Consider the following 25,668-nt stretch of genomic DNA (forward strand, 5'->3'; position numbering starts at 1 on the left):
ACGCGTTATCGTTGTCGTCTTTCGCGAGCAAGCTCGCTCCTACAGGGCAGGAGCGAGTTGCTTTTAGTGCTGCAGAATTTTCTCAAGGAAGTGCTGCGCACGCTCGGAGCGGGCGCTGATGTCGCCGAAGAACTCTTCTTTGGGGCAGTCTTCGATGATCTTGCCGGCGTCCATGAAGATCACGCGGTCGGCCACTTTGCGCGCAAAGCCCATTTCGTGGGTCACGCACATCATGGTCATGCCTTCATGGGCCAGTTGCACCATCACGTCGAGCACTTCGTTGACCATTTCCGGGTCCAGCGCCGAGGTCGGTTCGTCGAACAGCATGACGATCGGGTCCATGGCCAGGGCGCGGGCAATCGCCACACGTTGTTGCTGGCCGCCGGAGAGCTGGCCAGGGTGCTTGTGGGCGTGCGCCGACAAGCCCACGCGGTCGAGCAGTTGCAGGCCCTTCTTGGTAGCTTCTTCCTTGCTGCGGCCCAGCACCTTGATCTGCGCGATGGTCAGATTTTCGGTGATGGTCAGGTGCGGGAACAGCTCGAAGTGCTGGAACACCATGCCCACGCGCGAGCGCAGTTTTGGCAGGTTGGTCTTCGGGTCGGCGATGGAGGTGCCGTCGACCACGATATCGCCCTTCTGGAACGGTTCCAGTGCGTTGACGCACTTGATCAGGGTGGATTTGCCCGAGCCGGATGGCCCGCACACCACGATCACTTCGCCTTTTTTAACCTCGGTGCTGCAATCGGTCAGCACCTGGAAGTCGCCATACCACTTGTTGATGTTCTTGATAGAGATCATACGGCAAACCTTTTTTGCAGACGCTTGACCAGCAGCGAGGCGGAAAAGCTGATGATGAAGTAGACGACACCGGCAAAGATCAGGAACTCGTTGGAGCGGCCGATGATGTCGCCGTTGGAGCGGGCGGAGTTGAGGAAGTCCACCAGGCCCACGGTGTAGACCAGGGAGGTGTCCTGGAACAGGATGATCGACTGTTGCAGCAGCAACGGTGTCATCTTGCGAAACGCCTGGGGCAGGATGATCAGGCGCATGGTCTGGCCGTAGGTCATGCCCATGGCTTGTGCCGCCGCCATCTGGCCCTTGGGAATCGACTGCACACCGGCTCGGACGATTTCGCAGAAGTACGCGGCCTCGAACATCATGAACGCCACGACGCAGGAGGTGAACGCGCCAATAGGGGTGTCTTCACCGGTGATCCAGCGCAACACGAACGGCACCGCCAGGTAGAACCAGGTGATCACCAGCAGCAACGGGATCGAGCGGAAGTAGTTCACGTAGGCGCCGGCCACGCGGGACAGCAGTTTATTGGACGACAAGCGCATCAGGGCCAGGATAGTCCCGATGATGATGCCGCCGACCACGCCCATGACCATCAGCTTCAAGGTCATGACCATGCCGTTCCACAGGCCTGGAATGGCGGGGATGATGCCGCTGAAATCGAATTCCATTATTTGCCCCCCACGGAGATCAGGCCGGGCACTGCGACTTTCTTCTCGACCACGCGCATCAGCAGCATCAGGCTCATGTTCAGGGTGAAGTAGATCAGCGTGGCCAGGGTGAAGGCTTCAAACAGGTTGGCCGAGAACTCGGCGGTCTGTTTGGTTTGCGCCAGCAGTTCCATCAAGCCGATCAAGGACGCCACGGAGGAGTTCTTGAACACGTTGAGAAATTCCGAGGTAAGCGGCGGAATGATGATGCGGTAAGCCTGGGGCAGCAGCACGTTCCAGTAGATCTGGGGCAGCTTGAAGCCCATGGCGCGCGCCGCGGATTCCTGGCCGCGTGGCAGCGCCTGGATACCGGTACGCACTTGCTCGCACACACGGGCGGCGGTGAACAGGCCCAGGCACACCACGACACTCAGGTAGGCCGAGGTGGTCGGGTTCAGGTCTTGTTTGTACCAGTCCTGCAGGTTCTGCGGCAGCATGTCCGGTACCAGAAAGTACCAGATGAACAGCTGAACCAGCAGCGGCACGTTACGAAACAGTTCCACGTAGCAGGTCGCGATGCCCGATACGAGGCGGTTTGGCACAGTGCGCATGACCCCCAGAATGGAGCCCAGCAGCAAGGCGATAATCCATGCCACGATAGCGATGGCGATGGTCCAGCCCAGCCCGGAGAGGTACCAGTCGAGATAAGTCTCGCTGCCCACGCCGGTGGACTTGAAGAACACGCCCCAGTCCCAGTTGTAATTCATTAGGGTCTCCCCTCGAGATCGATCGATGTACAAGCACCCGCTTGGGGAAGATCCGTTCCCGCCTGACGTTGAACGCCAGGCACACACGATCGGCTCGAAAACCGCCAGGTCGAGTGTTCCAAGTTAAAGCCAGCAGGTAATTACAGACGCCTGAGGGAGGGTTGGCTCCCTCAGGACATAAGCTTAGTCAGGTATCAGATTTTTACTTCTGGCGCTGGTTTGTCGCTAGGGTTAGCGATCAGCTCCTTAACCTTGTCGCTCATCGGGAAGTTCAGGTTCAGGCCCTTTGGTGGGATCGGGCTTTCGAACCATTTGGCGTAGATCTTGTTGATCTCGCCGGACTTGTACAGGGCGACGATGGCGTCATCCACGGCTTTCTTGAAGTCCGGGTCGCCTTTGCGAACCATGCAAGCGTAGGCTTCGAAGGACTGCGGAGTACCGGTAATGACCCAGTCGTCCGGCTTCTTGGCCTTGGCTTCTTCACCGGCCAGCAGGGCGTCGTCCATCATGAATGCAACGGCGCGGCCGCTTTCGAGCATCTGGAAGGATTCGCCGTGGTCTTTGGCGGAGATGACGTTCATGCCCATCTGCTTGTCGGCGTTCATCGCCTTAATGATGCGCTCGGACGTGGTGCCGGCGGTGGTCACCACGTTTTTGCCTTTCAGGTCGGCAAAGTCAGCGTAGGACGGCTTGCCTTCCTTGTCTTTCTTGACCAGCAAACGGGTGCCGATTTCGAAGATGTTGACGGTGAAATCAACTTGCTGGGCGCGTTCGGTGTTGTTGGTGGTGGAGCCGCACTCCAGATCCGCGGTGCCGTTCTGGATCAGCGGGATACGGGTTTGCGAGGTCACCAGGTTGTACTTGGCTTTGAGGTCGGGTTTGTTCAGGTCTTTTTTCAGCTGCTCGACGACGGCCAACTGGATGTCGTGGGAGTAGCCCACGGGTTTGCCCGAGCCATCCGCGATGTAGGAAAACGGAATGGAGCTGTCGCGGTGAGCGAGAGTGATGGTGCCGGAGTCGTTGATTTTCTTCAGTGTGCCGGTGAGTTCGGCGGCAAAAACTGGAGTGCTGATCAGAGCAGCAGCGATAGCTGCGCCCAGGATATGGGGAACGATGCGCATCAATACTTCCTCGACATTTGTTTTTTTTATGAAGCCAGCTGAACGGCTCTCTTGTATAGCGACTGCCCGTGACGGCTCCTAAGGCGCCTCAGGCAATCGTTGAAGAGTGTAGAGCATGAGTCGTGCCATACCGAAAACAAAAGGATAACTTCATGATTTATATGGAAATTAACTTTTTGTTTCGGCGATATTTTCGGTCGATAGTCCGGCAAACCGAATAGGGCAGAGGGGCGTGTTCGGAAAACCGAATAGTCCGTAGGGGCGAGCTTGCTCGCGAAAAACGCAAAAGCGCCGCGTTTATGCTGAATAAACGCGGCGCTCTCAGGTTTTTCGCGAGCAAGCTCGCTCCTACACGGTAGGGCGGTCAGGCGGCTTCGATCTTGCCGCGGCTCTGCTCGACCTTGGACAGGTAGCGTTGCAGGTTTTCCTGTTCCTGCTCGGTGGTGAACAGGCCAAGCTTGGTGCGGCGCCACAGCACGTCCTGCGGTTGTGTCACCCACTCTTCGGTGCACAGGTAGTCGACTTCGCGGGTATAGAGGCCGCCACCCAGGTGGTCACCCAGGTCGGCCAGCGATTGCACTCCTTCCAGCAAGCGCCAGGTGCGGCTGCCGTAAGTGGTGGACCAGCGGCGGGCGATCTCGCTCGGTACCCAGTCGAACTTGGCGCGGATGGCGTCGGCCAGGGCTTCAGGGGTGCTCATATTTTCGCCGCCGGGCAGGCTCGCCGTGGCAGTCCAACTTGGGCGCATCTGGGTGAAGTACGGCGCCAGTTGGGCCATGGCCGACTCAGCCAGTTTGCGATAGGTGGTCAGCTTGCCGCCGAATACCGACAGGATCGGCGCTTCGCCGGTGCCGCCGGACAAGGCCAGGGTGTAATCACGCGTGATGGCCGATGGGTTATCCGACTCGTCGTTGCACAGCGGGCGCACGCCGGAGTAGGTGTGGACAATATCGTCACGGCTCAGTTGTTTCTTGAAGTGCGCGTTGACCACCTTGAGCATGTAGTCGGTTTCACCTTCGGTGATCGCCACTGCAGCCGGGTCGCCGGTGTATTCGCGGTCGGTGGTGCCGATGATGGTCAAGTGGTTCAGGTACGGAATGGTGAAGACGATGCGCTGGTCTTCGTTCTGCAGGATGTGCGCATGGGCGCCTTCGTACAGGCGCGGCACGATCAGGTGGCTGCCCTGGATCAGGCGGATGCCGTAGGGCGAGTCCAGCTTCAGGTCGTCCTTGATGAATTTGGCCACCCAAGGGCCGGCAGCATTCACCAGCGCGCGGGCGCGGATCGAGAACAGGCTGCCGTCGGCACGCTCCATGTTCATTTCCCACAGGCCGTTGCTGCGATGGGCGCTGACGCAACGGGTCTGCGTGTGGATGTGCGCGCCTTTCTCGCGGGCTGCCATGGCGTTGAGCACGACCAGGCGGGCGTCATCGACCCAGCAGTCGGAGTATTCGAAGCCTCGGGTGATTTCACTTTTCAGCGGGCTGTCGGCGCCAAACTTGAGGCTTTTGGAGCCTGCCAGTTTCTCGCGCTTGCCCAAGTGGTCATACAGGAACAGGCCGGCGCGAATCATCCACGCTGGGCGCAGGTGCGGGCGGTGCGGCAGTACGAAGCGCATTTGCTTGACGATGTGCGGCGCTTTGCCCAGCAGCACTTCACGTTCTGCCAGGGCTTCGCGCACCAGGCGGAATTCGTAGTGTTCCAGGTAACGCAGGCCACCGTGGATCAGCTTGCTGCTGGCCGATGAGGTGTGGCTGGCCAAGTCATCCTTTTCGCAAAGGAATACCGACAAACCGCGACCGGCTGCGTCTGCTGCAATCCCGACGCCATTGATCCCGCCACCAATTACGGCAACGTCATAGACTTCGGCAAGCGGTGGAGCAGGCAAGGTGGAAGGGTTCATCGGCTAGCCTCGCGATCTTTTCGTCTTGGAATTCGAACATTAATGTTCATTTGCGAAAATGGTAGCTGATAATTGCGAGCACAGCCACCCGACTTCGATTGAAAAAACTCATCGAAGGGTGGGGAAAGGAAAATTTGTGAACATGAGCCTGTGACAGGCTTGAGGTATGGGCTATTGGATAGATCGCTTTCGCGAGCAAGCCCGCTCCCACATTTGACCGCATTCCCATGTTGGAACTCGATCAAATGTGGGAGCGGGCTTGCTCGCGAAGGCGGCGGTACAGGCGCTACACGACCTCCAGCCGCACCTTATGCTCATTCAACACCTGCACCAACGCCGGCACCGGCTGTTGGTCAGTCACCAGGCAGTCCACCAGGCTGATCGGCCCCAGGCGAATCATGGCATTGCGCCCGAATTTGCTGGAGTCTGCCGCCAGAATCACTTGTCGCGCATTGGCGATAATGGCCTGGGAAACCCGCACTTCCTGGTAATCGAAGTCCAGCAGGCTGCCGTCCTCGTCGATACCACTGATGCCCACCAGGGCAAAGTCGACCTTGAACTGGTTGATGAAGTCGACACTGGCCTGGCCCACCACACCACCGTCACGGCGCACATTGCCGCCGGTGAGCAACACATCGAAGTCGTCCTTGGCACTGAGCATGGTGGCGACGTTGAGGTTGTTGGTGATGATTTTCAGGTGGCTGTGATTGAGCAGCGCACGGGCGATGGATTCGGTGGTGGTGCCGATGTTGATGAACAGCGAGGCGTGATCGGGAATCTGTGCGGCAATGGCTTCGCCGATGCGTTGCTTCTCGTCGCGCATCTGGTCGGCACGCATGGCGTACGCGGTGTTCTCGACACTGGAGTCATAGGCTGCGCCGCCGTGGTAGCGGCGCAACAGGTTGGCGTCCGCCAGCTGGTTGATATCGCGGCGGATGGTTTGCGGGGTGACAACGAATAGCTGCGCCATTTCCTCGATACTGACGTAGCCGCGTTCGCGGACCAGTTCGAGGATTTGTTGTTGGCGGGGAGGCAGATTCATGGGGCGTCCTTTGGGCTGCCATACAAAAGTGGCCCATGATGACGCAGGAATCCGCTCCCTGCCAGTTACAACCTTATTCAGCGCCTTCGTGCGGCTCCCAGTCACGGGTGCGGCTCACGGCTTTTTGCCAGCCGGCGTAGAGTTTCTCTTTGGCCGCCTCATCCAACTGTGGCTCGAACTCGCGCTCGATTACCGCCTTGCCGCGCAGCTCGTCCAGGCTGCCCCAGAAGCCACACGCCAGGCCGGCCAGGTAGGCCGCGCCGAGGGCAGTGGTTTCACGCATTTGCGGGCGTTCTACCTGAGTGCCGAGGATGTCGGCCTGGAACTGCATCAGGAAGTTGTTGGCGACCGCGCCGCCGTCCACGCGCAGGGCCTTGAGGCGTTCGCCGGAGTCCTGTTGCATGGCGTCGAGGACGTCGCGGGTCTGGTAGGCAATCGACTCCAGGGCTGCGCGAATAATGTGGTCGACGCGTACGCCACGGGTCAGGCCGAACAGTGCGCCACGGGCATACGGGTCCCAGTAGGGCGCGCCGAGGCCGGTGAAGGCGGGTACCAGGTACACGCCGTTGCTGTCCTTGACCTTACCGGCAAAGTATTCCGTGTCGTGGGCATCGTTGATGATTTTCAGCTCGTCACGCAGCCATTGCACGGTGGAGCCGCCGTTGAAGACTGCGCCTTCCAGGGCGTAGGCCACCTCGCCGCGTGGGCCGCAGGCGATGGTGGTGAGCATGCCGTGCTTGGATTTGACCGCCTTGTCGCCTGTGTTCATCAGCAGGAAGCAGCCGGTGCCGTAGGTGTTCTTGGCCTGGCCCGCTTCCACGCACATCTGGCCGAACAGGGCGGCTTGCTGGTCACCGGCAATGCCGCCGATAGCGATACCGCTCTTGGTGCGGCCATAGATTTCTGACGACGACTTCACTTCCGGCAGCATTTCCCGCGGAATGTCGAGAATCTCCAGCATCTTCGCATCCCACTCCAGCGTGTGAATGTTGAAGAGCATGGTGCGCGACGCGTTGGTGTAGTCGGTGACGTGGGTCTTGCCGCCGGTAAATTTCCAGATCAGCCAGCTGTCGACGGTGCCGAACAGCAGTTCGCCATTGCGCGCGCGTTCGCGGCTGCCTTCGACGTTGTCGAGGATCCACTTGAGTTTGGTGCCGGAGAAGTACGGGTCGGTCACCAGGCCCGTGGTGTCGCTGATGTATTGCTCATGGCCGTCGCGCTTGAGCTGCTGGCAGATCTCGGTGCTGCGGCGGCACTGCCAGACAATGGCGTTGTAGATCGGGCGGCCGGTGATCTTGTCCCAGACCACGGTGGTTTCACGCTGGTTGGTGATGCCGATGGCGGCCACCTGGTCATGGTGCAAGCCGGCCTGGGCCAGCGCTTCGACCATCACCGCGCTCTGGGTGGCGAAGATTTCCATCGGGTCATGTTCGACCCAGCCAGCCTGCGGGTAATGCTGGACGAATTCACGCTGGGCGGTACACACCACGTTGGCGTCACGATCGAAGATGATCGCCCGGGAACTGGTAGTGCCCTGATCAAGGGCAATGATGTAGTTCTTATTCTGAAGGTCGGTCATGTCAATTGCCTTGGACGAAATAAGGAAGTCAGAAATCAGCCTGGGCCGCGAAGGGCAGGGGACCAGGCTGGCGCTTTCAGGAAATACGAGTCTTGCCGTTGACAGCCGTGTCAGGTGTTTCTTCAGCGATAGCCGGTGCGGCGCTCGGCAGGTGGCGAGCAATCAGCCCGCGATAGGCTGCAGCACCGAGGCATGCGCCGACAATCGGGGCGAAAATCGGTACAAGGAAGTAAGGAATATCGCGACCGCCAGTAAAGGCCATTTCACCCCAACCGGCGAAAAAGGTCATCAGCTTGGGACCGAAATCCCGAGCCGGGTTCATCGCAAAGCCGGTCAGCGGGCCCATGGCGCTACCAATCACCGCGATCAGCAAGCCGATCAGCAGGGGCGCCAGCGGGCCGCGTGGCAGGCCGTTGTTGTCATCGGTAAGGGCCATGATCACGCCCATCAGGATGGCGGTGATGACCATCTCCACCAGGAATGCCTGGGCCGTGCTCAGCAGTGCATGGGGGTAGGTTGAGAACACCGAGGCCAATTCCAGGCTGGCTTGGGAGCCGCGGACCATGTGGTGGGTTTGTTCGTAATCGAAAAACAGGTTGCTGTAGAGCGTGTACACCAGGGCGGCGGAGCAGAAGGCGCCGGCGACCTGGGCGAGAATATAGAAGGGCAGTTTGCGCTTTTCAAAATCGGCAAAGATGCACAGGGCGATACTGACCGCCGGGTTGAGGTGAGCCCCGGAAATACCGGCACTCAGGTAGATCGCCATGCTCACGCCGACCCCCCAGATGATACTGATTTCCCACAAGCCAAAGCTCGCACCCGCGACCTTGAGCGCGGCGACGCATCCTGTACCGAAGAAGATCAGCAGCGCGGTGCCCAGGAATTCGGCCATGCATTGGCTCGAAAGTGAAGGCTGTTGAAGAGCAGTTGTCATGGAAAACCTCAATTGTTGTTCTTGTCTTGCGCACCGCCTCAACGGGCAATTGCGCGATATTCACCGCGACAAGGATCCCCATCCTGGATCGCGGCTTACTGCGGAGTACCAGAGGATTATTCCTACGGTATTCGGAAACGAAAAAATATAGACAAGAATGACCGCTGTCAAAGGTCGAAAGTGAACCATTGGTCATTTCCGAACTATTGGTGTGGTGAATGATCATGGGCAGGGCGAGTCGCTTTAGCGGTAATAGGGCTGTGCTAGAGCGTTTCAGGCGGTCTTGGCCTAGAATTGGCCATCAGTTTGCCCGCCAGGAGCCGCTATGACCCCCGCATTGGACTTGTTGAAAAAAGTTCGCGCCGAACATCGTATCCATAGTTATGAACATGATCCCAAGGCGGCATCCTATGGGCTGGAGGCCGCGGAAAAATTGAGCCTCGACCCGGCCCAGGTGTTCAAGACGCTGCTGGCGTGCAGCGAGAAGGGGGAGTTGTTGGTGGCGGTGGTGCCGGTCGTCGGAAGTCTGGACTTGAAAGCCCTGGCTCATGCTGCGGGTGTGAAGAAAGTCGAAATGGCAGACCCGGCAGCAGCGCAGCGTTCCACGGGTTATCTGTTGGGCGGCATCAGCCCGTTGGGGCAGAAGAAGCGGCTGCGCACGTTTATTGATGAAACGGCGCAACCCTTTGCAGCGATTTTTGTCAGCGCGGGTAGGAGGGGTTTGGAAGTTGAATTGCCGGCGTCGGTGTTGGCGGAACACACCCAGGCCAAATTTGCACCGATCGGCCGGGCCTGATAAGCATTTTTTGAAGGCCATGGCTCTCAAATGTGTGGCTTGACAGAGATAGGCATAGGTATCTTCATCGCTTTGGAGTGACGCTGAACCTGTGGCGAGGGAGTTTGCTCCCGTGACGGCCTGCCAACCTACGCTGAACTACCTGGCACACTGCTATCCAATTGTGGGAGCTGGCTTGCCTGCGATGACGCCCTCCCAGCCGACACTTCTCTACCTGACACTCAGAGATCAAACTGTGGGAGCGGGCTTGCTCGCGAAGGCGGCCTGACAGTCAACACAGTTATACAGCGTACATATCCATTTCTGCGGTAACGGCCACCTGGGGTTCCGCCCTGACGGCGGCTCACTTTTGAAAAGAGCGCAAAAGTAAGCAAAACGCTCTTGCCCCACCACTCGGCACCTCGCTTAGGCTCGGTGTGCCCGAACACAGGCTTGAATCCGTGGGCCGCCGCCACGCGCCATCCATGGCGCGGGGCGGCTAACCCGGCGTCCTGCCGGGTTACCCACGAATTCAAGCCTGCGTTCGGCCAGCGTGGTTTAACGGGGCGCCTGAGATCAAAAGCAGATCAAGATCAAGAGCGGCTCGCTTCGCATTGTGGTTACCGTCGGCTGCTATCGCAGGCAAGCCAGCTCCCACAGTTTGATCCGGCTTTATCAGTGAGCGACGCTGTGGCGGCGCACGCCTGACTCAACGGCGGGAATCTGCGCCGCTGTGCTGCCGGATGCCTGGAACAACACCAGGTGTTCAGCCGCCACACGAATCCCCACCTCTGCGCCCACTTGGTGATCGGCATGGCTGGGGAAAATCGATTCCAATTGCGCGCCGGTCGGCAGTTGCAATCGGTACAAGGTCGAGGCGCCGAGGAAAGTCTTGCCGACGATCCGGGCTTTCAACGCGCTGTCCGGCGCATACACGATGTCATCCGGGCGCAGCAGTACATCCACCGCAGCACCGGTTGGCAAGGTATAGGCTCGGTTGCCGCGCAGGTCGCCCAGTTCAGTGCTGACCGATTCCGGCGAGTTCAGCCGGCCACGGATGAAATACCCCTGGCCGATGAAACTGGCGACGTAAGGCGTTTGCGGTTCGTGATAGAGGTTGTAGGGCGTGTCCCACTGCTCTAGTCGGCCTTCCTTGAAGACCCCCACGTGATCGCTGACGGCGAAGGCCTCTTCCTGGTCATGGGTCACCAGGATCGCGCTGGTGCCGCGAGCTTTGAGGATGTCGCGAACTTCATGGCTGAGCTTGCGGCGCAGTTCGCCATCGAGGTTGGAAAAGGGTTCATCCAGCAACAGCAGTTGCGGCTCCGGCGCCAGGGCGCGGGCGAGGGCGACACGTTGTTGCTGGCCACCGGAAAGCTCATGGGCAAAGCGCTTGCCCAGGTTCTTCAGGTTGACCAGTTCGAGCAACTCGGCGACCACGCGCTCTTTTTGCGGGTGTTTGCGAATGCCAAAGGCGATGTTGTCAGCCACGCTCAGGTGCGGGAACAACGCGTAGTCCTGGAACACCATGCCGATGCGACGTTTCTCCGGTGCCAGGGTGAAACCGGCACGGGAGATGACGTCGCCCGCCAGGCTGATTTCGCCTTCATGCACCGGCTCAAAGCCCGCAATGGCGCGCAGGGTGGTGGTCTTGCCGCAGCCCGAAGAGCCGAGCAGGCAACCGATATCGCCGGCGTTGAGGTGCAGGTTGAGGTTCTGCACCACGCGTTGGTCTTGATAGCCGCATGCCAGATTGCGCAGGTTCAGCAGTAATGGCTGGCTCATGCGTGGTGGTACGACGGTGGTACGAGGAATTCGAGCAAGGCTTTTTGCGCATGCAGGCGGTTCTCGGCCTGATCCCACGCGACTGAGCGCGGATCGTCGAGCAGGTCCTGGCTGATTTCTTCGCCCCGGTGGGCGGGCAGGCAGTGCATGAACAGCACGTCCGGCGCGGCCAGGTCGAGCAACGCGCGAGTCACCTGGAACGGCGCGAATTGGGCCAGGCGCTTGGCGGTTTCGTCTTCCTGGCCCATGGAGGTCCAGACGTCGGTGCTGACCAGGTGCGCGCCGATCACTGCGTCTTTTGGATCGCGCAGCAGTTGCACTCGACCGTCGGCCTTGGCCATGAACTCGGCGCTGGGCTCGTAGCCTTCAGGGCAGGCGATACGCAGGTGGAAGTCAAACTGGATCGCCGCTTCTATATAGCTGTTGCACATGTTGTTGCCATCGCCGATCCAGGCCACGGTCTTGCCTTGGATCGAGCCACGGTGTTCGAGGAAGGTTTGCATGTCGGCCAGCAACTGGCAGGGGTGCAGGTCATCGGACAGGCCGTTGATCACGGGCACACGGGAGTTGGCGGCAAATTCGGTCAGGGTGCTGTGGGCGAAGGTACGGATCATCACGGCGTCGAGCATGCGCGACATCACGATGGCGCAATCGCTGATCGGCTCACCACGGCCCAATTGGGTGTCGCGCGGTGACAGGAAGATCGCCTGGCCACCCAGCTGGATCATGCCGGCCTCGAACGACAGGCGTGTGCGGGTCGAGGACTTTTCAAAAATCATCCCCAGTACACGGTTTTTCAAAGGCTCAAACAGTACGCCGCGGTTACGCAGGTCTTTAAGCTCAATGCCTCGACGGATCACGCTGACCAGCTCTTCGGGCGTGCAATCCATCAGGGAGAGAAAGTGCCTTGCGCTCATCATTAACTACCTTTTGCAACAGACCGCAGATACTCAAAGCCTTGTTTATTGCGACAACGGGCGAGACCTGCGGCGAAAGCCGCACGGGGCGACGAAATAGGGGAAGACGCGATATTGACATTAAATGTCGCGTTTTACCAATAGGGCTACGGTTTTAGGGGTGTTCAAGCAGGGCGCTGGCGCGCGTTTGAAGACGATTTCCTGACAGCAGCGAGCCATTTGTACACTGGCGTCCAGGCCTTTTGCAATGCGCGGGGGCGGGCTTGGGCCAGGTCGCGTCGGTTTCAGCGCCTGTGGGCAAGGTTTCTGAAATATTTGCTCATGCTTAGCCATGCCCTGGCCTATGCCCGTCGATTCACAACGCGAAGGTTGCTGGCGCCCCACGGGCGTGCGGCCCATAGTTGAGCCAAAGCCCCTATAAAAGAGACTGGCCATGACCAAGACTCTCCACCACCGTGCCTGCCACCTGTGCGAAGCCATCTGCGGCCTCACCTTGGAAACCACCCAAGCCGAAGACGGCAGCTTGGCGATCACCTCGATCAAGGGCGACCCTCTGGACAGTTTCAGTCGCGGCCACATCTGCCCCAAGGCCGTGGCCCTGCAGGACATCCAGAACGACCCGGACCGTCTGCACCAACCCATGCTGCGGGTGGGCAGCCAATGGCAGCCGATTGCCTGGGATGACGCCTTTGCCCTGGTGGCCGAACGGCTGGCGGGCATCCAGGCGCGGCATGGCCAGAACGCGGTGGCGGTGTATCAGGGCAACCCCAGCGTGCATAACTATGGGTTGATGACCCACAGCAACTACTTTCTAGGGCTGTTGAAGACGCGCAATCGTTTCTCCGCGACCTCGGTAGACCAGTTGCCTCATCACCTCACCAGTCACCTGATGTACGGCCACGGCCTATTGCTGCCCATCCCAGACATCGACCAGACCGATTTTATGTTGATCCTCGGCGGCAACCCGCTGGCCTCCAATGGCAGCATCATGACCGTGCCCGATGTGGAGAAACGCCTCAAGGCCATCCAAGCACGGGGCGGTAAAGTGGTGGTGGTCGACCCTCGGCGCAGTGAAACGGCGGCCATCGCCGACCAGCACCTGTTCGTACGCCCCGGCGGCGATGCGGCGTTGTTGTTTGGGGTGCTCAACACTTTGTTCTCCGAAGGGCTGACACGCGACAGCCATTTGCCGGTGCAAGGCCTGGATGATGTACGCAATGCGATTGCCGGCTTCGATGCTGAGGCCATGAGCCGCCAGTGTGCGGTGCCTGCCGAACAGATTCGCCAGTTGGCCAGGGACTTCGCCGGCGCTGATAAGGCTGTCTGTTATGGCCGCATGGGCGTCTCGACCCAGGCGTTCGGTACGCTGTGCCATTGGCTGGTGCAACTGATCAACCTGGTGACCGGCAATCTGGATCGCGTCGGCGGCGCGCTCTGCACCAGCCCAGCGGTGGACCTGGTGGCCTCCACCGGCGGCGGCCATTTCAACCGCTGGCAGAGCCGCGTGTCCGGGCTCCCGGAGTACGGTGGAGAACTGCCGGTGTCGGCGCTGGCTGAAGAAATGCTCACCGAGGGGGAGGGCCAGATCCGCGCCCTGGTGACGGTGGCCGGCAACCCGGTGCTGTCCACGCCTAACGGTCGCCAATTGGAGCAAGCCCTGGACGGGTTGGAGTTCATGGTCAGCATCGATCTGTATATCAACGAGACCACGCGTTATGCCGACCTGATCCTGCCTTCCACCTCGGCGCTGGAAAACGATCACTACGACACCACTTTCAATCTGTTCGCGGTGCGCAATGTCACGCGCTTCAATCGTGCCATCCTGCCCAAGCCTGAGGGCGCGTTGCATGACTGGGAGATCTTTGTCGGCCTGGCCAAGGCATTTGCGGCGCACACTGGTGCGGTGCTCAAGCCCACCGTGCCACCGGCGCAGATGATCGACTTCGGGCTGCGAGCGGGTGCCTATGGCGACGCATCCAGTCATAAACTCTCGGTGGCCATGCTGGCGGATCATCCCCATGGCGTGGACCTGGGGCCGCTCAAGCCCAACCTCGCGGCACGTTTGAAAACCGCGGATGGCAAGGTGCAAGCGGCACCGACGGTGATCCTGGCAGACCTGGCGCGTTTCGCCGCGCAGCCGGTGCCGGTGGCCGACGAACTGTTGCTGATTGGCCGACGGCATGTGCGCAGCAATAATTCCTGGATGCATAACTATCACCGGCTGGTGAAGGGCAAGCCACGCCATCAACTGTTGATGCACCCCGACGACCTGACCCGTCGGCAGTTGAGCGATGGCCAGCGGGTGCGAGTGAGTTCGCGCACCGGCATGATCGAAGTGGAAGTGGTGGCCAGTGCGGACATGATGCCGGGCGTGGTCAGCCTGCCTCACGGCTGGGGCCACGGTCGCCCGGGCGTGCAGATGAGCATCGCGAACAGCCAGCCGGGCGCGAGTGCCAATGACTTGACCGACGAGCGGCAATTGGATGAGTTGTCGGGTAATGCGGCGCTCAACGGCGTACCGGTGAAGGTGGCGGCGGCCTGAGCATCCTGCTGGATTTTTGCGTTACAATGCGCCACCGTGCCGACCCGTGAGTCGCAAAGTTCCTGCAGAGGTGTTCCATGGATATCATCGAAACGATCAAAGAGCAGATTGCCAACAACACCATTCTGCTTTACATGAAGGGCGCACCTAACGCGCCTCAGTGCGGTTTCTCCGCAAAAGCGTCCCAGGCCGTCATGCAATGCGGCGAGAAGTTCGCTTACGTGGATATCCTGCAAAACCCTGAAATCCGCGCCAACCTGCCAAAGTACGCCAACTGGCCGACTTTCCCGCAGCTGTGGGTAGCCGGTGAGCTGGTTGGCGGTAGCGACATCATCACTGAAATGGCAGCTGATGGTTCGCTTCAAGAGCTGATCAAGGACGCGGCGCAAAAAGCAGCGGCCAAGACTGACGCCTGATTGGCGAGCAATAAAAAGCCCCGCTTCTCACAAGAGAGCGGGGCTTTTTTTGAGCTTTTCTGTAGGAGCGAGCTTGCTCGCGAAGGTCGCCCAGGCAACGCGTTAAATCAGATGCGCTGCGTGATCGTTGACGTTCTTCGCGAGCAAGCTCGCTCCTACAGTGATAACAAACGCAGTTATTCGCCCATCTGCGATTGCAGGTAATTCTCCAGGCTGACCTTGTCGATCAGGCCCAGTTGAGTTTCCAGCCAGTCGATATGCTCTTCCTGGTCTTCCAGGATATCTTCCAGCAGTTCACGGCTGCCGAAATCGCCCTTGGTTTCGCAGTGGGCAATCGCGGCTTTCAGGTCGCTGTGGCTCTTGCGCTCAAAGCCCAGGTCGCTGCTGATCATTTCCTGGGTGTGCTCGCCGATGTTCAGCTTGCCCAGGTCTTGCACGTTCGGCAGGCCTTCCAGGAACAGGATGCGCTTGATCAGCGCGTCGGCGTCCTTCATGGCTTTGATCGATTCTTTGTATTCACGCTTGCCGAGCTTTTCCAGGCCCCAATCGTCGTACATGCGTGCATGCAGAAAGTACTGATTGATCGCGACCAGTTCATTGGCAAGGATTTTGTTGAGTTGCTGGATGACTGAGATGTCGCCTTTCATGACTGGGGTCCTGCCCTGTAATAGCTGTGTATAGGGCAGAGTCTGAGCGGTGAAAATCCTAGTGTCAAACCTAAGTTATTGAATAATAAATGAAAATTAATCGGAATAAGAATGTTTGTGTTCCGCGTCTAAGCGCTAACTAGTTGAATTAATGGCATAAAAAAACCGGACACTAGGTCCGGTTCTTCAAAACATGCCTATTCAGGCGTGTTTAAATTCTGCTGGGTAGGGGAGCGCGGCCTGGGCTGTCTGCAGCTGCGTCAGGGTTTCCCGTACCACTTGCTTGGCCAGGCAAGCACATTTGCCACACTGGCTGGCAACGCCGGTGGTCTCACGTACTTCCTTATAGCTGCAGCAACCTTCGTAGATTGCTTCGCGGATTTGTCCGTCGGTGACGCCAGTGCAGAGGCAGACATACATAAGTGAGAACCGTCGCGGGTTTATGGCTTAAGTGCGATGGATCTTAATGTTAACGAGAATGATTGTCAAAATAGTTTCATCGACAATCCAGCGCGCATCGCCCATGCGCTGACGAACGGTTTTTTCGGTGTATGATGGTCGGTCTTTACGAAGCGTGATTGCGTCATGTTTCTGTCGATTTTGACCGGCAGACTCGACCTGTCCTTTTACTTCAATCGTCACCCCCTACATCAGGAGATATCCAATGAGCGTACTCGTCGGTAAACAAGCCCCGGATTTCGACGTACCAGCCGTCCTCGGCAATGGCGAAATCGTTGACAGCTTCAAACTGTCTGAAGCCATCAAAGGCAAATACGGCCTGGTGTTCTTCTACCCGCTGGACTTCACCTTCGTCTGCCCTTCGGAGCTGATCGCCCTGGACCACCGCATGGACGATTTCAAGGCGCGCAACGTTGAAGTGGTCGCGGTTTCCATCGACTCCCATTTCACCCACAACGCCTGGCGCAACACCGCCATCAATGATGGCGGCATCGGTAAAGTCAAATACACCATGGCTGCCGACATGAAGCACGACATCGCCAAGGCCTACGACGTTGAGTCCGAAGGCGGCGTGGCGTTCCGTGGCGCGTTCCTGATCGATGACAAGGGCGTTGTGCGCTCGCAGATCATCAACGACCTGCCGCTGGGTCGTAACATGGAAGAGCTGATCCGCCTGGTCGACGCGCTGCAATTCCACGAAGAGCACGGCGAAGTCTGCCCTGCCAACTGGAAAAAAGGCGACAAAGGCATGAACGCTTCGCCAGAAGGCGTTGCGGCTTACCTGACCGAGAACGCTGGCAAGCTGTAAGCCAACGTCACGGTATAAAAAAACCGGCCTGAGAAGGCCGGTTTTTTTGTGGGTGGGGACTTGCTCCCATGACGGCCTGACAGCCGACGCTGATCTAACTGACGCGCCGCGTTCTAAATGTGGGAGCTGGCTTGCCTGCGATGACGGCCTACCAGCCGACACTTTTCCACCTGACACCCCACAATCCAACTGTGGGAGCGGGCTTGCTCGCGAAGGCGGCCTGGCAGGTAACACAGTTGGATTGTGTGCATATCCATTGCTGCGGTAACGGCCACTTAGGGTTCCGCCCTGACGGCGGCTCACTTTCGAAAAGCGCGAAAGTAAGCAAAGCGCTCTTGCCCCACCACTCGGCACCTCGCTTGCGTTCGGCCAGCGTGGTTTAACGGGGCGCCTGAGATCAAGATCAAAAGCAGATCAAGAGCGGCTCGCTTCGCATCGTGGTTACCGTGGGCTGCGACAACCTACAAAATTGTGTAGGTACCTATGCTCATCGGGGGCTCAGTCGTTGAAGTCTTCCCAGCCACCCATCTGTTTCCAGCGATTGACGATGCCGCAGAACAGCTCGGCAGTCTTCTCGGTGTCGTAGCGGGCCGAGTGGGCTTCACGCCCGTCAAAGTCGATACCGGCGGCCTGGCAGGCTTTGGCCAGAACGGTCTGACCGTAGGCCAGGCCGGCAAGGGTGGCGGTGTCGAAGCTGGAGAACGGGTGAAATGGGTTGCGCTTCATGTCCAGTCGCGCCACGGCGGCGTTCAGGAAGCCCAGGTCGAAACTGCTGTTGTGGCCGACCAGGATCGCGCGTTTGCAGCCATTGGCCTTCAACGCCTTGCGCACGCCACGGAAGATATCGGTCAGCGCCGCTTCTTCACTCACCGCCATGCGCAGGGGGTGGTCGAGCTTGATCCCGGTGAACTCCAGGGCAGCGGCTTCGATATTGGCGCCTTCGAAGGGCTCTACGCGAAAGAAATGCGTGTGCTCCGGGTACACAAAGCCTTGTTCGTCCATGCCGATGGTGGTTGCGGCAATTTCCAGCAAGGCATCGGTGGCGCAGTTGAAACCACCGGTTTCTACGTCGATGACGACCGGCAGATAGCCGCGAAAACGCTCGGCCATCGGATGGCGCGAGCCGCCACCGCCGTGCTCTTGTTCGTCGTCGTAATGGTCTTCACTCACTTGCTTTCCTCCAGCAGGCGCCAGCGCAGTGTTTCACCGGCGCGCAGCGGGATAACGGTCAGCTCGCCAAAGGGCAGGCTGGCAGGGGCGGTCCAGTCTTCACGAACCAGGGTAATGCGGTCGGTATTCGCCGGCAGGCCGTAGAAACGCGGGCCGTTGAGGCTGGCGAAACCTTCGAGCTTGTCCAGCGCGTTACGCTGTTCAAACGCTTCGGCGTACAACTCGATGGCGGCAAACGCGGTGTAGCAGCCGGCGCAGCCGCATGCGGCTTCCTTGGCGTGCTGGGCGTGGGGCGCCGAGTCGGTACCGAGGAAGAACTTCGGGCTGCCGCTGGTGGCGGCATCCAGCAGGGCTACCTGATGGGTGTTGCGCTTGAGGATCGGCAGGCAGTAGAAGTGCGGCCGAATCCCGCCCACCAGCATGTGGTTGCGGTTGTAGAGCAGGTGATGGGCGGTGATGGTCGCGCCAACGTTGGCCGACGCCTCGCTGACGAACTGCACGGCATCGGCGGTGGTGATGTGTTCAAACACCACTTTGAGCGTGGGGAACAGCTCGACCACACGACGCATGTGTTCATCGATGAAGATTTTTTCGCGATCGAACACGTCCACATCGCCACGGGTGACTTCCCCGTGGATCAGCAACGGCATGCCGACTTCCGCCATGGCTTCGATCGCCGGCAGGATCTTGTCGATACTGGTTACACCGGAATCGGAGTTGGTGGTTGCGCCTGCCGGGTACAGCTTGGCGGCGTGCACATAACCGCTGGCCTTGGCTTCGCGGATTTCTTCAGGCTGGGTGCGGTCGGTGAGGTAGAGCACCATCAACGGTTCGAAGCGGCTGCCGGCCGGTCGTGCAGCGAGGATGCGCTGGCGATAGGCGTCGGCCTCTGCGGCATTGCGCACCGGAGGTACCAGGTTAGGCATGATGATGGCACGGCCAAACGTGCGGGCCACGTCGGCCACGGTTTGGGGTAACGCAGCACCATCGCGAAGATGAATATGCCAGTCGTCGGGACGCAGCAGGGTCAGGCGGTCGGACATTGGGGATTCCAGGCGGGTCAATCTGGTGGGAATGCTACCGGAAAAGACTCTTGCAGGCACTCGCTATCAAGTTTTGCCGGATGCTACCGATATCTCCGGGTATGCCTTAACGATGTATGACGCTGTGAAGTGTTGTAGAAACCCATGGAGCCTCCCGTGCGCCAGTATTATCTAGCCCTGCTCAGTGTGTTCGCCAGCCTGCCTGCGGCGGCCCTCACGTTCCAGACACGTCTGGAGAATATTGAGTGGAAGGTAGAGGGCGATCAGTTCGAGTGCCGCTTGACCCAGCCGATCACCGATTTCGGTTCCGGTGAATTCGTACGCCGGGCCGGCGAACAGGCGACGTTTCGTCTGAAAACCTATGGCAGCAGCCTCGGCGCCGGCTCGGCAACCCTGTTGGCCGCTGCTGCGCCGTGGCAACCGGGCCGAGGTGATATCAACCTGGGGGCCGTGCGTGTCGGCAGCGGCGACGTGCTGTTCAATAGCTCCCAGGCCCAGGCCGGTCGCCTGTTCACCGGCTTGCTCGAAGGGCGCAGCCCGACCGTGCGGCATTACGGGCGTGAAGGCGGTTACTCGGAAATTCGCCTGTTGCCGGTGAAGTTCAACAAGGCCTATAACGATTATCAGCTGTGCACCACCAAGCTGCTGCCCATGAATTACGATCAGGTCAAACAGACCGAAGTCGGCTTCCCCGGTGGTGGCATTGAGCTGGACGCGGCGGCCAAGAAGAAGTTGTCTGTGATTCTGGCCTTCATGAAGGCCGATCCCACGGTCAATCATGTCGAGTTGAATGGCCATTCCGACAACAGTGGCAACCGTCTGACCAACCGCGACGTGTCGCGCCGCCGTGCCCTGGCGGTGATGGACTACTTCAAGGCCAACGGCATTCAGGAATCGCAGATCACCATGCGTTTTCATGGTGAAAGCTATCCCTTGGCGCCCAACACCAATGCTGCCAACCGTGCGCGTAACCGCCGTGTGAATATTCAGCTTGAGCGCGTGGCTGCCCCTGAGAAGCCGGCGCCCCAGGCCACTGCGCCTAGCAACCCGGCGGCTACCTCGTAAGAGCATGGGTAACTACGCAACTTCGGTATGACGCCGAAACTGTGGCGAGGGAGCTTGCTCCCGCGAAGACCTGTCAGCCGGCGCCTATCTACCTGAGGCACTGCGATCCAAATGTGGGAGCTGGCTTGCCTGCGAAGGCGGCCTAATAGTCAACACAGTTGGACCGGGTACATATCCATTATTTAGGTAACGGCCACTTAGGGTTCCGCCCTGACGGCGGCTCACTTTTGAAAAGCGCAAAAGTAAGCAAAACGCTCTTGCCCCACCACTCGGCACCTCGCCTAGGCTCGGTGTGCCCGAACACAGTCTTGAATCCGTGGGCCGCCGCCACGCGCCATCCATGGCGCGGGGCGGCTAACCCGGCGTCCTGCCGGGTTACCCACGAATTCAAGCCTGCGTTCGGCCAGCGTGGTTTAACGGGGCGCCTGAGATCAAAAGCAGATCAAGAGCAAGATCAAGAGCGACTCGCTTCGCATCGTGGTTACCGTTGAACGCTACCAGGGTGTGTAAATACCTATGCTCCATCGAGGCGACCATCGGTCGCCCACTCGACATAATCTGTCGCTTTATCTTCATTTGCTGTCGCGCCCCTGTAATTTCACGGTTTTGATCGGTAGAATCGTCGCCTTTCCGTACAACCCCGTGGAGTGATGGCATGGCCGACGTAAACAAGGTCGTTCTCGCGTATTCCGGCGGCCTGGACACTTCGGTGATCCTCAAGTGGCTGCAGGATACTTATAACTGTGAAGTGGTGACCTTCACCGCTGACCTGGGTCAGGGTGAAGAGGTCGAACCTGCACGTGCCAAGGCGCAAGCCATGGGCGTGAAAGAGATCTACATTGACGACCTGCGCGAAGAGTTCGTCCGCGATTTCGTCTTCCCGATGTTTCGCGCCAACACTGTCTATGAAGGTGAGTACCTGCTGGGTACCTCCATCGCACGTCCATTGATCGCCAAGCGTCTGATCGAGATCGCCAACGAAACCGGCGCCGACGCCATTTCCCATGGCGCCACCGGCAAGGGCAACGACCAGGTCCGTTTCGAACTGGGTGCCTACGCACTCAAGCCAGGCGTGAAAGTCATTGCGCCGTGGCGTGAATGGGACCTGCTGTCCCGTGAAAAACTGATGGATTACGCTGAAAAGCACGCCATCCCGATCGAGCGTCATGGCAAGAAGAAGTCGCCGTACTCGATGGACGCCAACCTGCTGCACATTTCCTATGAAGGCGGCGTGCTGGAAGACACCTGGACCGAGCACGAAGAAGACATGTGGAAATGGACCGTCTCCCCGGAGAACGCTCCAGACAAGGCGCAGTACCTGGAACTGACTTACCGCAACGGCGATATCGTCGCGCTGGACGGCGTTGAAATGACCCCGGCCACCGTACTGGCGACCTTGAACCGTATCGGCGGCCAGCATGGTATCGGCCGTCTCGACATCGTCGAGAACCGTTACGTGGGCATGAAGTCCCGTGGCTGCTACGAAACCCCAGGCGGCACCATCATGTTGCGCGCGCACCGCGCCATCGAATCCATCACCCTGGACCGCGAAGTCGCTCACCTCAAAGACGAGCTGATGCCCAAGTACGCCAGCCTGATCTACACAGGTTACTGGTGGAGCCCAGAGCGTCTGATGCTGCAACAGATGATCGACGCCTCCCAGGCTCACGTGAACGGTGTCGTACGCCTGAAGCTGTACAAGGGCAACGTGATCGTCACCGGCCGCAAGTCCGATGAGTCGCTGTTCGACTCCAACATCGCCACCTTCGAAGAAGACGGCGGGGCCTACAATCAGGCGGACGCGGCAGGCTTCATCAAGTTGAACGCACTGCGCATGCGCATTGCTGCCAACAAGGGCCGCTCGTTGTTCTGAGTCGTGCGCCTGTTGTGAAAATGGCCCCTTGCGCAAGGGGCCATTTTTTTGCCTGGGTTTTTATGGGCGCTTTAAAAGCAGAGCTGTTTATTAATGTTTAGCCTGTGTTTAAGGATTTTTTTTCGTAACTTGCGCAATTATTTTCCGTTTTTGTCATTTGTTTTTAAGTTTGAATGATTTTTTACATCTGGGGAGGAACTATGTCTGACAGAAAATTCACTCATGTAGTTGCAACGGATATGTGAATTGTTGAATTTTCTGTAGGAATTATGGAAGTGCTGAAATATGTTAAATGGAACTAATGGGAACGGTTGTTCCGGGTTGGTTTGTGCGCGTCATGGCGACAAGCAAGGGGCATTTCCTGAAAGTCTTGTGCGGCACGTTTACTTTCAGGGGCTGATGGGCACGATATTTCACTCAAAATATGTGCGCGCCGAGAAAGGTCTGAAAGCAACCATAAAGCTCCAAGCATCTAAGTTGGCGATTTTTTGTAGGTTAATTCCTATCTTCTTGTGGGTTGGGTCTCTGCCTGCTCTTGCTCGGGGTGGAATGCTATGCCAACTAGTAATCGACTAGGCTATTGTGTTTGCTCTAAATAATTCGAACAGCGAAATTGGACTTTCTCATGAATAAAGTGCTGATCGTGGATGATCATCCCGTCATTCGTCTTGCTGTGCGCATGCTAATGGAGCGTCATGGTTATGAGGTCGTTGCCGAGACCGATAACGGTGTCGATGCGTTGCAACTTGCACGGGAACATATGCCGGATATCGTGATATTGGATATCGGAATCCCCAAGCTCGACGGCCTGGAAGTTATTTGCCGGCTGGCTTCAACCAAGCAAGCCGTCTCGTTCAAGGTGCTGGTACTGACGTCCCAGGCCCCCGGCCATTTTTCCATGCGCTGCATGCAGGCGGGCGCCGCCGGCTATGTGTGCAAGCAGCAGGATCTGACAGAGTTGCTCAGTGCCATCAAGGCAGTGCTTTCCGGCTATAGCTATTTCCCGAACCAGGCGCTCAATTCGGTGCGCTCAACCATGGGCAATGCCAGTGAAGCCGACATGGTCGAACGCTTATCGGGGCGGGAGATGATGGTGCTGCAGCAACTGGCCCGTGGCAAAACCAACAAGGAGATTGCCGATGGCATGTTCCTCAGCAACAAAACCGTCAGTACCTACAAGACGCGCTTGCTGCTCAAGCTCAATGCCCGATCCCTTGTGGACCTGATCGAACTGGCCCAACGCAACGGCCTGGTCTAGGGAGGATATTGCACCCTTTGAATACCCGTGTAACCGGCAGAAAAAAGCCTCCGTCAGGGAGGCTTCCGGCCGTCAACGGCTCGATCAGAAATCGAAGTCGTAATCGGCCAGCTGTTTTTGCAAGCGTCGCTCTTCCAGAAGATTGTCGATAGTGCGGCGTTTGCTCAAATTGGTCTTGGCCACCTCTGGTGCAGGTGCCTCTAGATCATCGTCCTCCGACTCAACGAGGTCGTCTTCCACTACCAGGTCTTCTTTGCTGCCAGCGCTCATAAGGTCAACTCCAGGCTAAGACTGCCGTTGGGGCTCCTTATAGCGATAATCCGCGGACGGGTAAAAAAGATTTTTTCAATCGCCTGATCACAAAAATCAATAATCGCTCAATCGTCGGAGGTCTTGTCCTTGTATTCGCACAAGTCTTCGATACGGCAGCTGCCACAGCGCGGCTTGCGGGCCTGGCAAACGTAGCGTCCGTGCAGGATCAGCCAATGATGGGAGTCGAGCAAATAGGGCTTGGGCACGAACTTCATCAATTGCTTTTCTACCTCAACCACATTCTTGCCCCGTGCAATGCCGGTTCGGTTGCTGACGCGGAAAATGTGCGTGTCCACTGCCATGGTCAACTGCCGGAAGGCCGTATTGAGCACCACGTTCGCCGTTTTGCGGCCCACGCCTGGCAAGGCTTCCAGGGCTTCGCGGGTTTGTGGCACCTCACCCCCATGCAGCTCCAGCAACAGGCGGCACGTCTCGATCACGTTCTTGGCCTTGCTGTTATACAGGCCGATGGTCTTGATGTATTCGGACAGGCCTTCCACACCCAGGGCGTAAATCGCAGCGGGTGTATTGGCTACGGGATACAGCTTGGCCGTTGCCTTGTTGACGCCAACGTCCGTGGATTGAGCCGAGAGGATCACCGCAATCAGTAACTCGAACGGTGAGGAGTAGGCCAATTCGGTTTTCGGTTCCGGATTGTCTTCGTGAAACCTGCGGAAAATTTCCAGGCGTTTTGCGGCATTCATAGGGGCAGGGGTTTCCTTGCAGGCGGTCGGCGTGATGTTGGCAATACACAGTGCAGTGGGTCAGCCGTTGGCCTCGGCATCCTGCAGCGTTTGCTCGGCGGCGTTCAAGGCGGTTTTCAAGGTTGCGATTTCATGCGCGTCAGCTTGCTGATCCTGAGCCTTTTTCAACGCGGCCCGGCGCATGGCCAACTGGATCTTTGCGCGCTTGAACTCGGCGCTTTTAGCGGCCGTCTTTGGTGGCTGTGGTGAGCTGTTGGCCTCCAGTGCGGCAAGCGCCTGCTCGGATGCCTCGAACTGTCGCTGCAGCATAATCAATTGCGACTGCTGCTCAAAGGTCGGCGGATGCCCAAACGCTTTCAAGGATTTGTGCAACTGAGCGCGACTCATGGCGACGTTGGTTTTGGCCTGCTTGATCGCGGCGTCCTGAGCGGCCTGAGGGTTATTGACCGGGGCTACCTCCATCGGCGCTGTGCGCTTGGCTCGTGCCACGCGTTCGGCGAGCTTGCAAGCCTCTTCACGTTGCAGGCGGGCGTTACGTTGCTCGAAGCGCCGCCGCGCCCGGTCGCGTTTGAGGTCGCGTGCACGCCGTTCGTCATCATTGCGGGCCAAGTCACCGACGATAGGCAAAACCTCAGCGAGCGGACGCATCTCGATGCAGTCAACCGGGCAGGGCGCCACACACAGGTCGCACCCGGTGCACTCATCGACAATCACGGTGTGCATCAGCTTGGCGGCGCCCACAATGGCGTCCACCGGGCAAGCCTGGATGCATTTGGTACAACCGATGCATTCGGCCTCGCGGATATAGGCGACTTGCGCAGGCGCATCTCCACGACTGGTGTCCAGGTCCAGTACCGGCAGGCGCAGCAGTTGCGCAAGCCCGGCAATGGTTTCCTGCCCACCGGGCGGGCACTTGTTGATGGCTTCGCCTTTAGCGATGCCTTCTGCGTAAGGTTTGCAACCCGGGTGCCCGCACTTGCCGCATTGAGTCTGCGGCAGCAGCGCGTCGATACGTTGAATGAGGTTCATGCTGTGATCATAGCGTTGACGCCCGGCCCAGGGAGAAGGGCAAGCTGAGAGGCCCCGCCGTAGCGACAGCGGGG

General features: G+C 58.7%; 25 protein-coding genes. 7 read left to right on the forward strand and 18 right to left on the reverse strand.

What is annotated here, in order from left to right; translation table 11 throughout:
- Positions 1 to 63 precede the first annotated feature (63 nt).
- From ACWHXD_RS06235 to ACWHXD_RS06270, 8 genes are all read right to left on the reverse strand, one after another.
- Entirely contained in the window at positions 64 to 798 is a 735-nt protein-coding gene (locus tag ACWHXD_RS06235) for an amino acid ABC transporter ATP-binding protein (RefSeq protein ID WP_003188952.1), read from the reverse strand.
- Positions 795 to 1,466, reverse strand: coding sequence for an amino acid ABC transporter permease (locus ACWHXD_RS06240; protein WP_032893330.1), 672 nt, complete (start codon positions 1,464 to 1,466; stop codon positions 795 to 797). The genes ACWHXD_RS06235 and ACWHXD_RS06240 overlap by 4 nt, the downstream gene beginning before the upstream one ends.
- Positions 1,466 to 2,212 (reverse strand): amino acid ABC transporter permease, encoded by a 747-nt coding sequence (locus tag ACWHXD_RS06245; RefSeq protein ID WP_003188956.1) that lies wholly within the window; start codon positions 2,210 to 2,212, stop codon positions 1,466 to 1,468. The genes ACWHXD_RS06240 and ACWHXD_RS06245 overlap by 1 nt, the downstream gene beginning before the upstream one ends.
- 194 nt (positions 2,213 to 2,406) lie before the next feature.
- A complete protein-coding gene (locus ACWHXD_RS06250; RefSeq protein WP_003188957.1) occupies positions 2,407 to 3,333 on the reverse strand; it encodes a glutamate/aspartate ABC transporter substrate-binding protein in 927 nt (308 codons plus the stop codon).
- A 364-nt stretch (positions 3,334 to 3,697) separates the two neighbouring features.
- The gene (gene glpD, locus ACWHXD_RS06255; protein ID WP_078802568.1) at positions 3,698 to 5,236 is read right to left on the reverse strand and encodes a glycerol-3-phosphate dehydrogenase; all 1,539 of its coding nucleotides are present in this window, start codon (positions 5,234 to 5,236) and stop codon (positions 3,698 to 3,700) included.
- Between the two features lie 286 nt (positions 5,237 to 5,522).
- Positions 5,523 to 6,278, reverse strand: coding sequence for a DeoR/GlpR family transcriptional regulator (locus tag ACWHXD_RS06260; protein ID WP_003188962.1), 756 nt, complete (start codon positions 6,276 to 6,278; stop codon positions 5,523 to 5,525).
- A 73-nt stretch (positions 6,279 to 6,351) separates the two neighbouring features.
- Complete coding sequence (gene glpK, locus ACWHXD_RS06265) at positions 6,352 to 7,857, reverse strand: glycerol kinase GlpK (RefSeq protein WP_032893327.1); 1,506 nt, start codon at positions 7,855 to 7,857, stop codon at positions 6,352 to 6,354.
- 76 nt (positions 7,858 to 7,933) lie between these two features.
- The gene (locus ACWHXD_RS06270) at positions 7,934 to 8,791 is read right to left on the reverse strand and encodes an MIP/aquaporin family protein (protein WP_014717136.1); all 858 of its coding nucleotides are present in this window, start codon (positions 8,789 to 8,791) and stop codon (positions 7,934 to 7,936) included.
- A 325-nt stretch (positions 8,792 to 9,116) separates the two neighbouring features.
- Here ACWHXD_RS06270 and ybaK point away from each other — a divergent pair, with 325 nt between their 5' ends.
- Positions 9,117 to 9,587, forward strand: coding sequence for a Cys-tRNA(Pro) deacylase (gene ybaK / locus ACWHXD_RS06275; protein WP_138761397.1), 471 nt, complete (start codon positions 9,117 to 9,119; stop codon positions 9,585 to 9,587).
- Between the two features lie 654 nt (positions 9,588 to 10,241).
- On the opposite strand, the gene ACWHXD_RS06280 is transcribed toward ybaK, so the two are convergent.
- Positions 10,242 to 11,351, reverse strand: coding sequence for an ABC transporter ATP-binding protein (locus ACWHXD_RS06280; RefSeq protein WP_032893324.1), 1,110 nt, complete (start codon positions 11,349 to 11,351; stop codon positions 10,242 to 10,244).
- The gene (gene argF, locus ACWHXD_RS06285) at positions 11,348 to 12,268 is read right to left on the reverse strand and encodes an ornithine carbamoyltransferase (RefSeq protein ID WP_032893323.1); all 921 of its coding nucleotides are present in this window, start codon (positions 12,266 to 12,268) and stop codon (positions 11,348 to 11,350) included. Before argF ends, ACWHXD_RS06280 begins: the two co-directional genes overlap by 4 nt.
- 433 nt (positions 12,269 to 12,701) lie before the next feature.
- Here argF and ACWHXD_RS06290 point away from each other — a divergent pair, with 433 nt between their 5' ends.
- Together ACWHXD_RS06290 and grxD are read left to right on the forward strand one after the other, a co-directional pair.
- Positions 12,702 to 14,810, forward strand: coding sequence for a molybdopterin oxidoreductase family protein (locus tag ACWHXD_RS06290; RefSeq protein ID WP_499083635.1), 2,109 nt, complete (start codon positions 12,702 to 12,704; stop codon positions 14,808 to 14,810).
- A 77-nt stretch (positions 14,811 to 14,887) separates the two neighbouring features.
- Positions 14,888 to 15,226, forward strand: a complete 339-nt coding sequence (gene grxD, locus ACWHXD_RS06295; RefSeq protein ID WP_138761401.1) for a Grx4 family monothiol glutaredoxin — start codon at positions 14,888 to 14,890, stop codon at positions 15,224 to 15,226.
- A gap of 176 nt (positions 15,227 to 15,402) precedes the next feature.
- On the opposite strand, the gene bfr is transcribed toward grxD, so the two are convergent.
- The 3 genes from bfr to ACWHXD_RS06310 form a co-directional block, all read right to left on the reverse strand.
- Complete coding sequence (bfr, locus tag ACWHXD_RS06300) at positions 15,403 to 15,873, reverse strand: bacterioferritin (RefSeq protein ID WP_012722487.1); 471 nt, start codon at positions 15,871 to 15,873, stop codon at positions 15,403 to 15,405.
- Positions 15,874 to 16,074: 201 nt separating this feature from the next.
- Positions 16,075 to 16,293 (reverse strand): bacterioferritin-associated ferredoxin, encoded by a 219-nt coding sequence (locus ACWHXD_RS06305; protein WP_003188977.1) that lies wholly within the window; start codon positions 16,291 to 16,293, stop codon positions 16,075 to 16,077.
- 27 nt (positions 16,294 to 16,320) lie between these two features.
- The gene (locus tag ACWHXD_RS06310) at positions 16,321 to 16,515 is read right to left on the reverse strand and encodes a hypothetical protein (RefSeq protein WP_138183488.1); all 195 of its coding nucleotides are present in this window, start codon (positions 16,513 to 16,515) and stop codon (positions 16,321 to 16,323) included.
- Positions 16,516 to 16,537: 22 nt separating this feature from the next.
- Between ACWHXD_RS06310 and ACWHXD_RS06315 the strand changes: the two genes are divergently transcribed.
- Positions 16,538 to 17,140 carry a peroxiredoxin gene (locus ACWHXD_RS06315; protein ID WP_003172097.1) on the forward strand — a complete coding sequence of 201 codons (603 nt, stop codon included), beginning with the start codon at positions 16,538 to 16,540 and terminating at the stop codon, positions 17,138 to 17,140.
- A gap of 498 nt (positions 17,141 to 17,638) precedes the next feature.
- On the opposite strand, the gene rnt is transcribed toward ACWHXD_RS06315, so the two are convergent.
- Both rnt and pyrC read right to left on the reverse strand, forming a co-directional pair.
- The gene (gene rnt, locus ACWHXD_RS06320) at positions 17,639 to 18,310 is read right to left on the reverse strand and encodes a ribonuclease T (RefSeq protein WP_003188980.1); all 672 of its coding nucleotides are present in this window, start codon (positions 18,308 to 18,310) and stop codon (positions 17,639 to 17,641) included.
- On the reverse strand, positions 18,307 to 19,353 hold the full coding sequence (pyrC, locus tag ACWHXD_RS06325) for a dihydroorotase (RefSeq protein WP_032893318.1): 1,047 nt from the start codon (positions 19,351 to 19,353) through the stop codon (positions 18,307 to 18,309). The genes rnt and pyrC overlap by 4 nt, the downstream gene beginning before the upstream one ends.
- A gap of 156 nt (positions 19,354 to 19,509) precedes the next feature.
- On the opposite strand from pyrC, the gene ACWHXD_RS06330 reads away from it, so the two are divergent.
- The 3 genes from ACWHXD_RS06330 to ACWHXD_RS06340 all read left to right on the forward strand — a co-directional run bounded on the left by ACWHXD_RS06330 (position 19,510) and on the right by ACWHXD_RS06340 (position 23,549).
- Positions 19,510 to 20,418, forward strand: a complete 909-nt coding sequence (locus ACWHXD_RS06330) for a flagellar protein MotY (RefSeq protein WP_044272152.1) — start codon at positions 19,510 to 19,512, stop codon at positions 20,416 to 20,418.
- Positions 20,419 to 21,073: 655 nt separating this feature from the next.
- On the forward strand, positions 21,074 to 22,291 hold the full coding sequence (locus ACWHXD_RS06335; RefSeq protein ID WP_003188984.1) for an argininosuccinate synthase: 1,218 nt from the start codon (positions 21,074 to 21,076) through the stop codon (positions 22,289 to 22,291).
- A 625-nt stretch (positions 22,292 to 22,916) separates the two neighbouring features.
- A complete protein-coding gene (locus ACWHXD_RS06340; RefSeq protein ID WP_003188986.1) occupies positions 22,917 to 23,549 on the forward strand; it encodes a response regulator transcription factor in 633 nt (210 codons plus the stop codon).
- A gap of 84 nt (positions 23,550 to 23,633) precedes the next feature.
- Here ACWHXD_RS06340 and ACWHXD_RS06345 read toward each other — a convergent pair whose 3' ends face one another.
- From ACWHXD_RS06345 to rsxB, 3 genes are all read right to left on the reverse strand, one after another.
- A complete protein-coding gene (locus tag ACWHXD_RS06345) occupies positions 23,634 to 23,819 on the reverse strand; it encodes a PA3496 family putative envelope integrity protein (RefSeq protein WP_032893316.1) in 186 nt (61 codons plus the stop codon).
- A gap of 107 nt (positions 23,820 to 23,926) precedes the next feature.
- Positions 23,927 to 24,565, reverse strand: coding sequence for an endonuclease III (gene nth, locus ACWHXD_RS06350; RefSeq protein ID WP_003188989.1), 639 nt, complete (start codon positions 24,563 to 24,565; stop codon positions 23,927 to 23,929).
- 60 nt (positions 24,566 to 24,625) lie between these two features.
- Entirely contained in the window at positions 24,626 to 25,594 is a 969-nt protein-coding gene (gene rsxB, locus ACWHXD_RS06355) for an electron transport complex subunit RsxB (protein WP_138761403.1), read from the reverse strand.
- Between the last annotated feature and the right edge of the window lie 74 nt (positions 25,595 to 25,668).

The sequence above is a fragment of the Pseudomonas fjordensis genome, from assembly GCF_976987115.1.

Bases quoted from the DNA above. Each gene is read 5' to 3' on its own strand.
- ACWHXD_RS06305 (WP_003188977.1), bottom strand. From the start codon at position 16,293: ATGTATGTCTGCCTCTGCACTGGCGTCACCGACGGACAAATCCGCGAA.
- pyrC (WP_032893318.1), bottom strand. From the start codon at position 19,353: ATGTCCGACCGCCTGACCCTGCTGCGTCCCGACGACTGGCATATTCAT.
- nth (WP_003188989.1), bottom strand. From the start codon at position 24,565: ATGAATGCCGCAAAACGCCTGGAAATTTTCCGCAGGTTTCACGAAGAC.
- ACWHXD_RS06315 (WP_003172097.1), top strand. From the start codon at position 16,538: ATGAGCGTACTCGTCGGTAAACAAGCCCCGGATTTCGACGTACCAGCC.
- glpK (WP_032893327.1), bottom strand. From the start codon at position 7,857: ATGACCGACCTTCAGAATAAGAACTACATCATTGCCCTTGATCAGGGC.
- ACWHXD_RS06345 (WP_032893316.1), bottom strand. From the start codon at position 23,819: ATGAGCGCTGGCAGCAAAGAAGACCTGGTAGTGGAAGACGACCTCGTT.
- ybaK (WP_138761397.1), top strand. From the start codon at position 9,117: ATGACCCCCGCATTGGACTTGTTGAAAAAAGTTCGCGCCGAACATCGT.
- ACWHXD_RS06240 (WP_032893330.1), bottom strand. From the start codon at position 1,466: ATGGAATTCGATTTCAGCGGCATCATCCCCGCCATTCCAGGCCTGTGG.
- ACWHXD_RS06340 (WP_003188986.1), top strand. From the start codon at position 22,917: ATGAATAAAGTGCTGATCGTGGATGATCATCCCGTCATTCGTCTTGCT.
- argF (WP_032893323.1), bottom strand. From the start codon at position 12,268: ATGAGCGCAAGGCACTTTCTCTCCCTGATGGATTGCACGCCCGAAGAG.
- glpD (WP_078802568.1), bottom strand. From the start codon at position 5,236: ATGAACCCTTCCACCTTGCCTGCTCCACCGCTTGCCGAAGTCTATGAC.
- ACWHXD_RS06250 (WP_003188957.1), bottom strand. From the start codon at position 3,333: ATGCGCATCGTTCCCCATATCCTGGGCGCAGCTATCGCTGCTGCTCTG.
- ACWHXD_RS06335 (WP_003188984.1), top strand. From the start codon at position 21,074: ATGGCCGACGTAAACAAGGTCGTTCTCGCGTATTCCGGCGGCCTGGAC.
- bfr (WP_012722487.1), bottom strand. From the start codon at position 15,873: ATGAAAGGCGACATCTCAGTCATCCAGCAACTCAACAAAATCCTTGCC.
- ACWHXD_RS06280 (WP_032893324.1), bottom strand. From the start codon at position 11,351: ATGAGCCAGCCATTACTGCTGAACCTGCGCAATCTGGCATGCGGCTAT.
- grxD (WP_138761401.1), top strand. From the start codon at position 14,888: ATGGATATCATCGAAACGATCAAAGAGCAGATTGCCAACAACACCATT.
- ACWHXD_RS06235 (WP_003188952.1), bottom strand. From the start codon at position 798: ATGATCTCTATCAAGAACATCAACAAGTGGTATGGCGACTTCCAGGTG.
- ACWHXD_RS06290 (WP_499083635.1), top strand. From the start codon at position 12,702: ATGACCAAGACTCTCCACCACCGTGCCTGCCACCTGTGCGAAGCCATC.
- ACWHXD_RS06260 (WP_003188962.1), bottom strand. From the start codon at position 6,278: ATGAATCTGCCTCCCCGCCAACAACAAATCCTCGAACTGGTCCGCGAA.
- ACWHXD_RS06270 (WP_014717136.1), bottom strand. From the start codon at position 8,791: ATGACAACTGCTCTTCAACAGCCTTCACTTTCGAGCCAATGCATGGCC.
- rsxB (WP_138761403.1), bottom strand. From the start codon at position 25,594: ATGAACCTCATTCAACGTATCGACGCGCTGCTGCCGCAGACTCAATGC.
- ACWHXD_RS06245 (WP_003188956.1), bottom strand. From the start codon at position 2,212: ATGAATTACAACTGGGACTGGGGCGTGTTCTTCAAGTCCACCGGCGTG.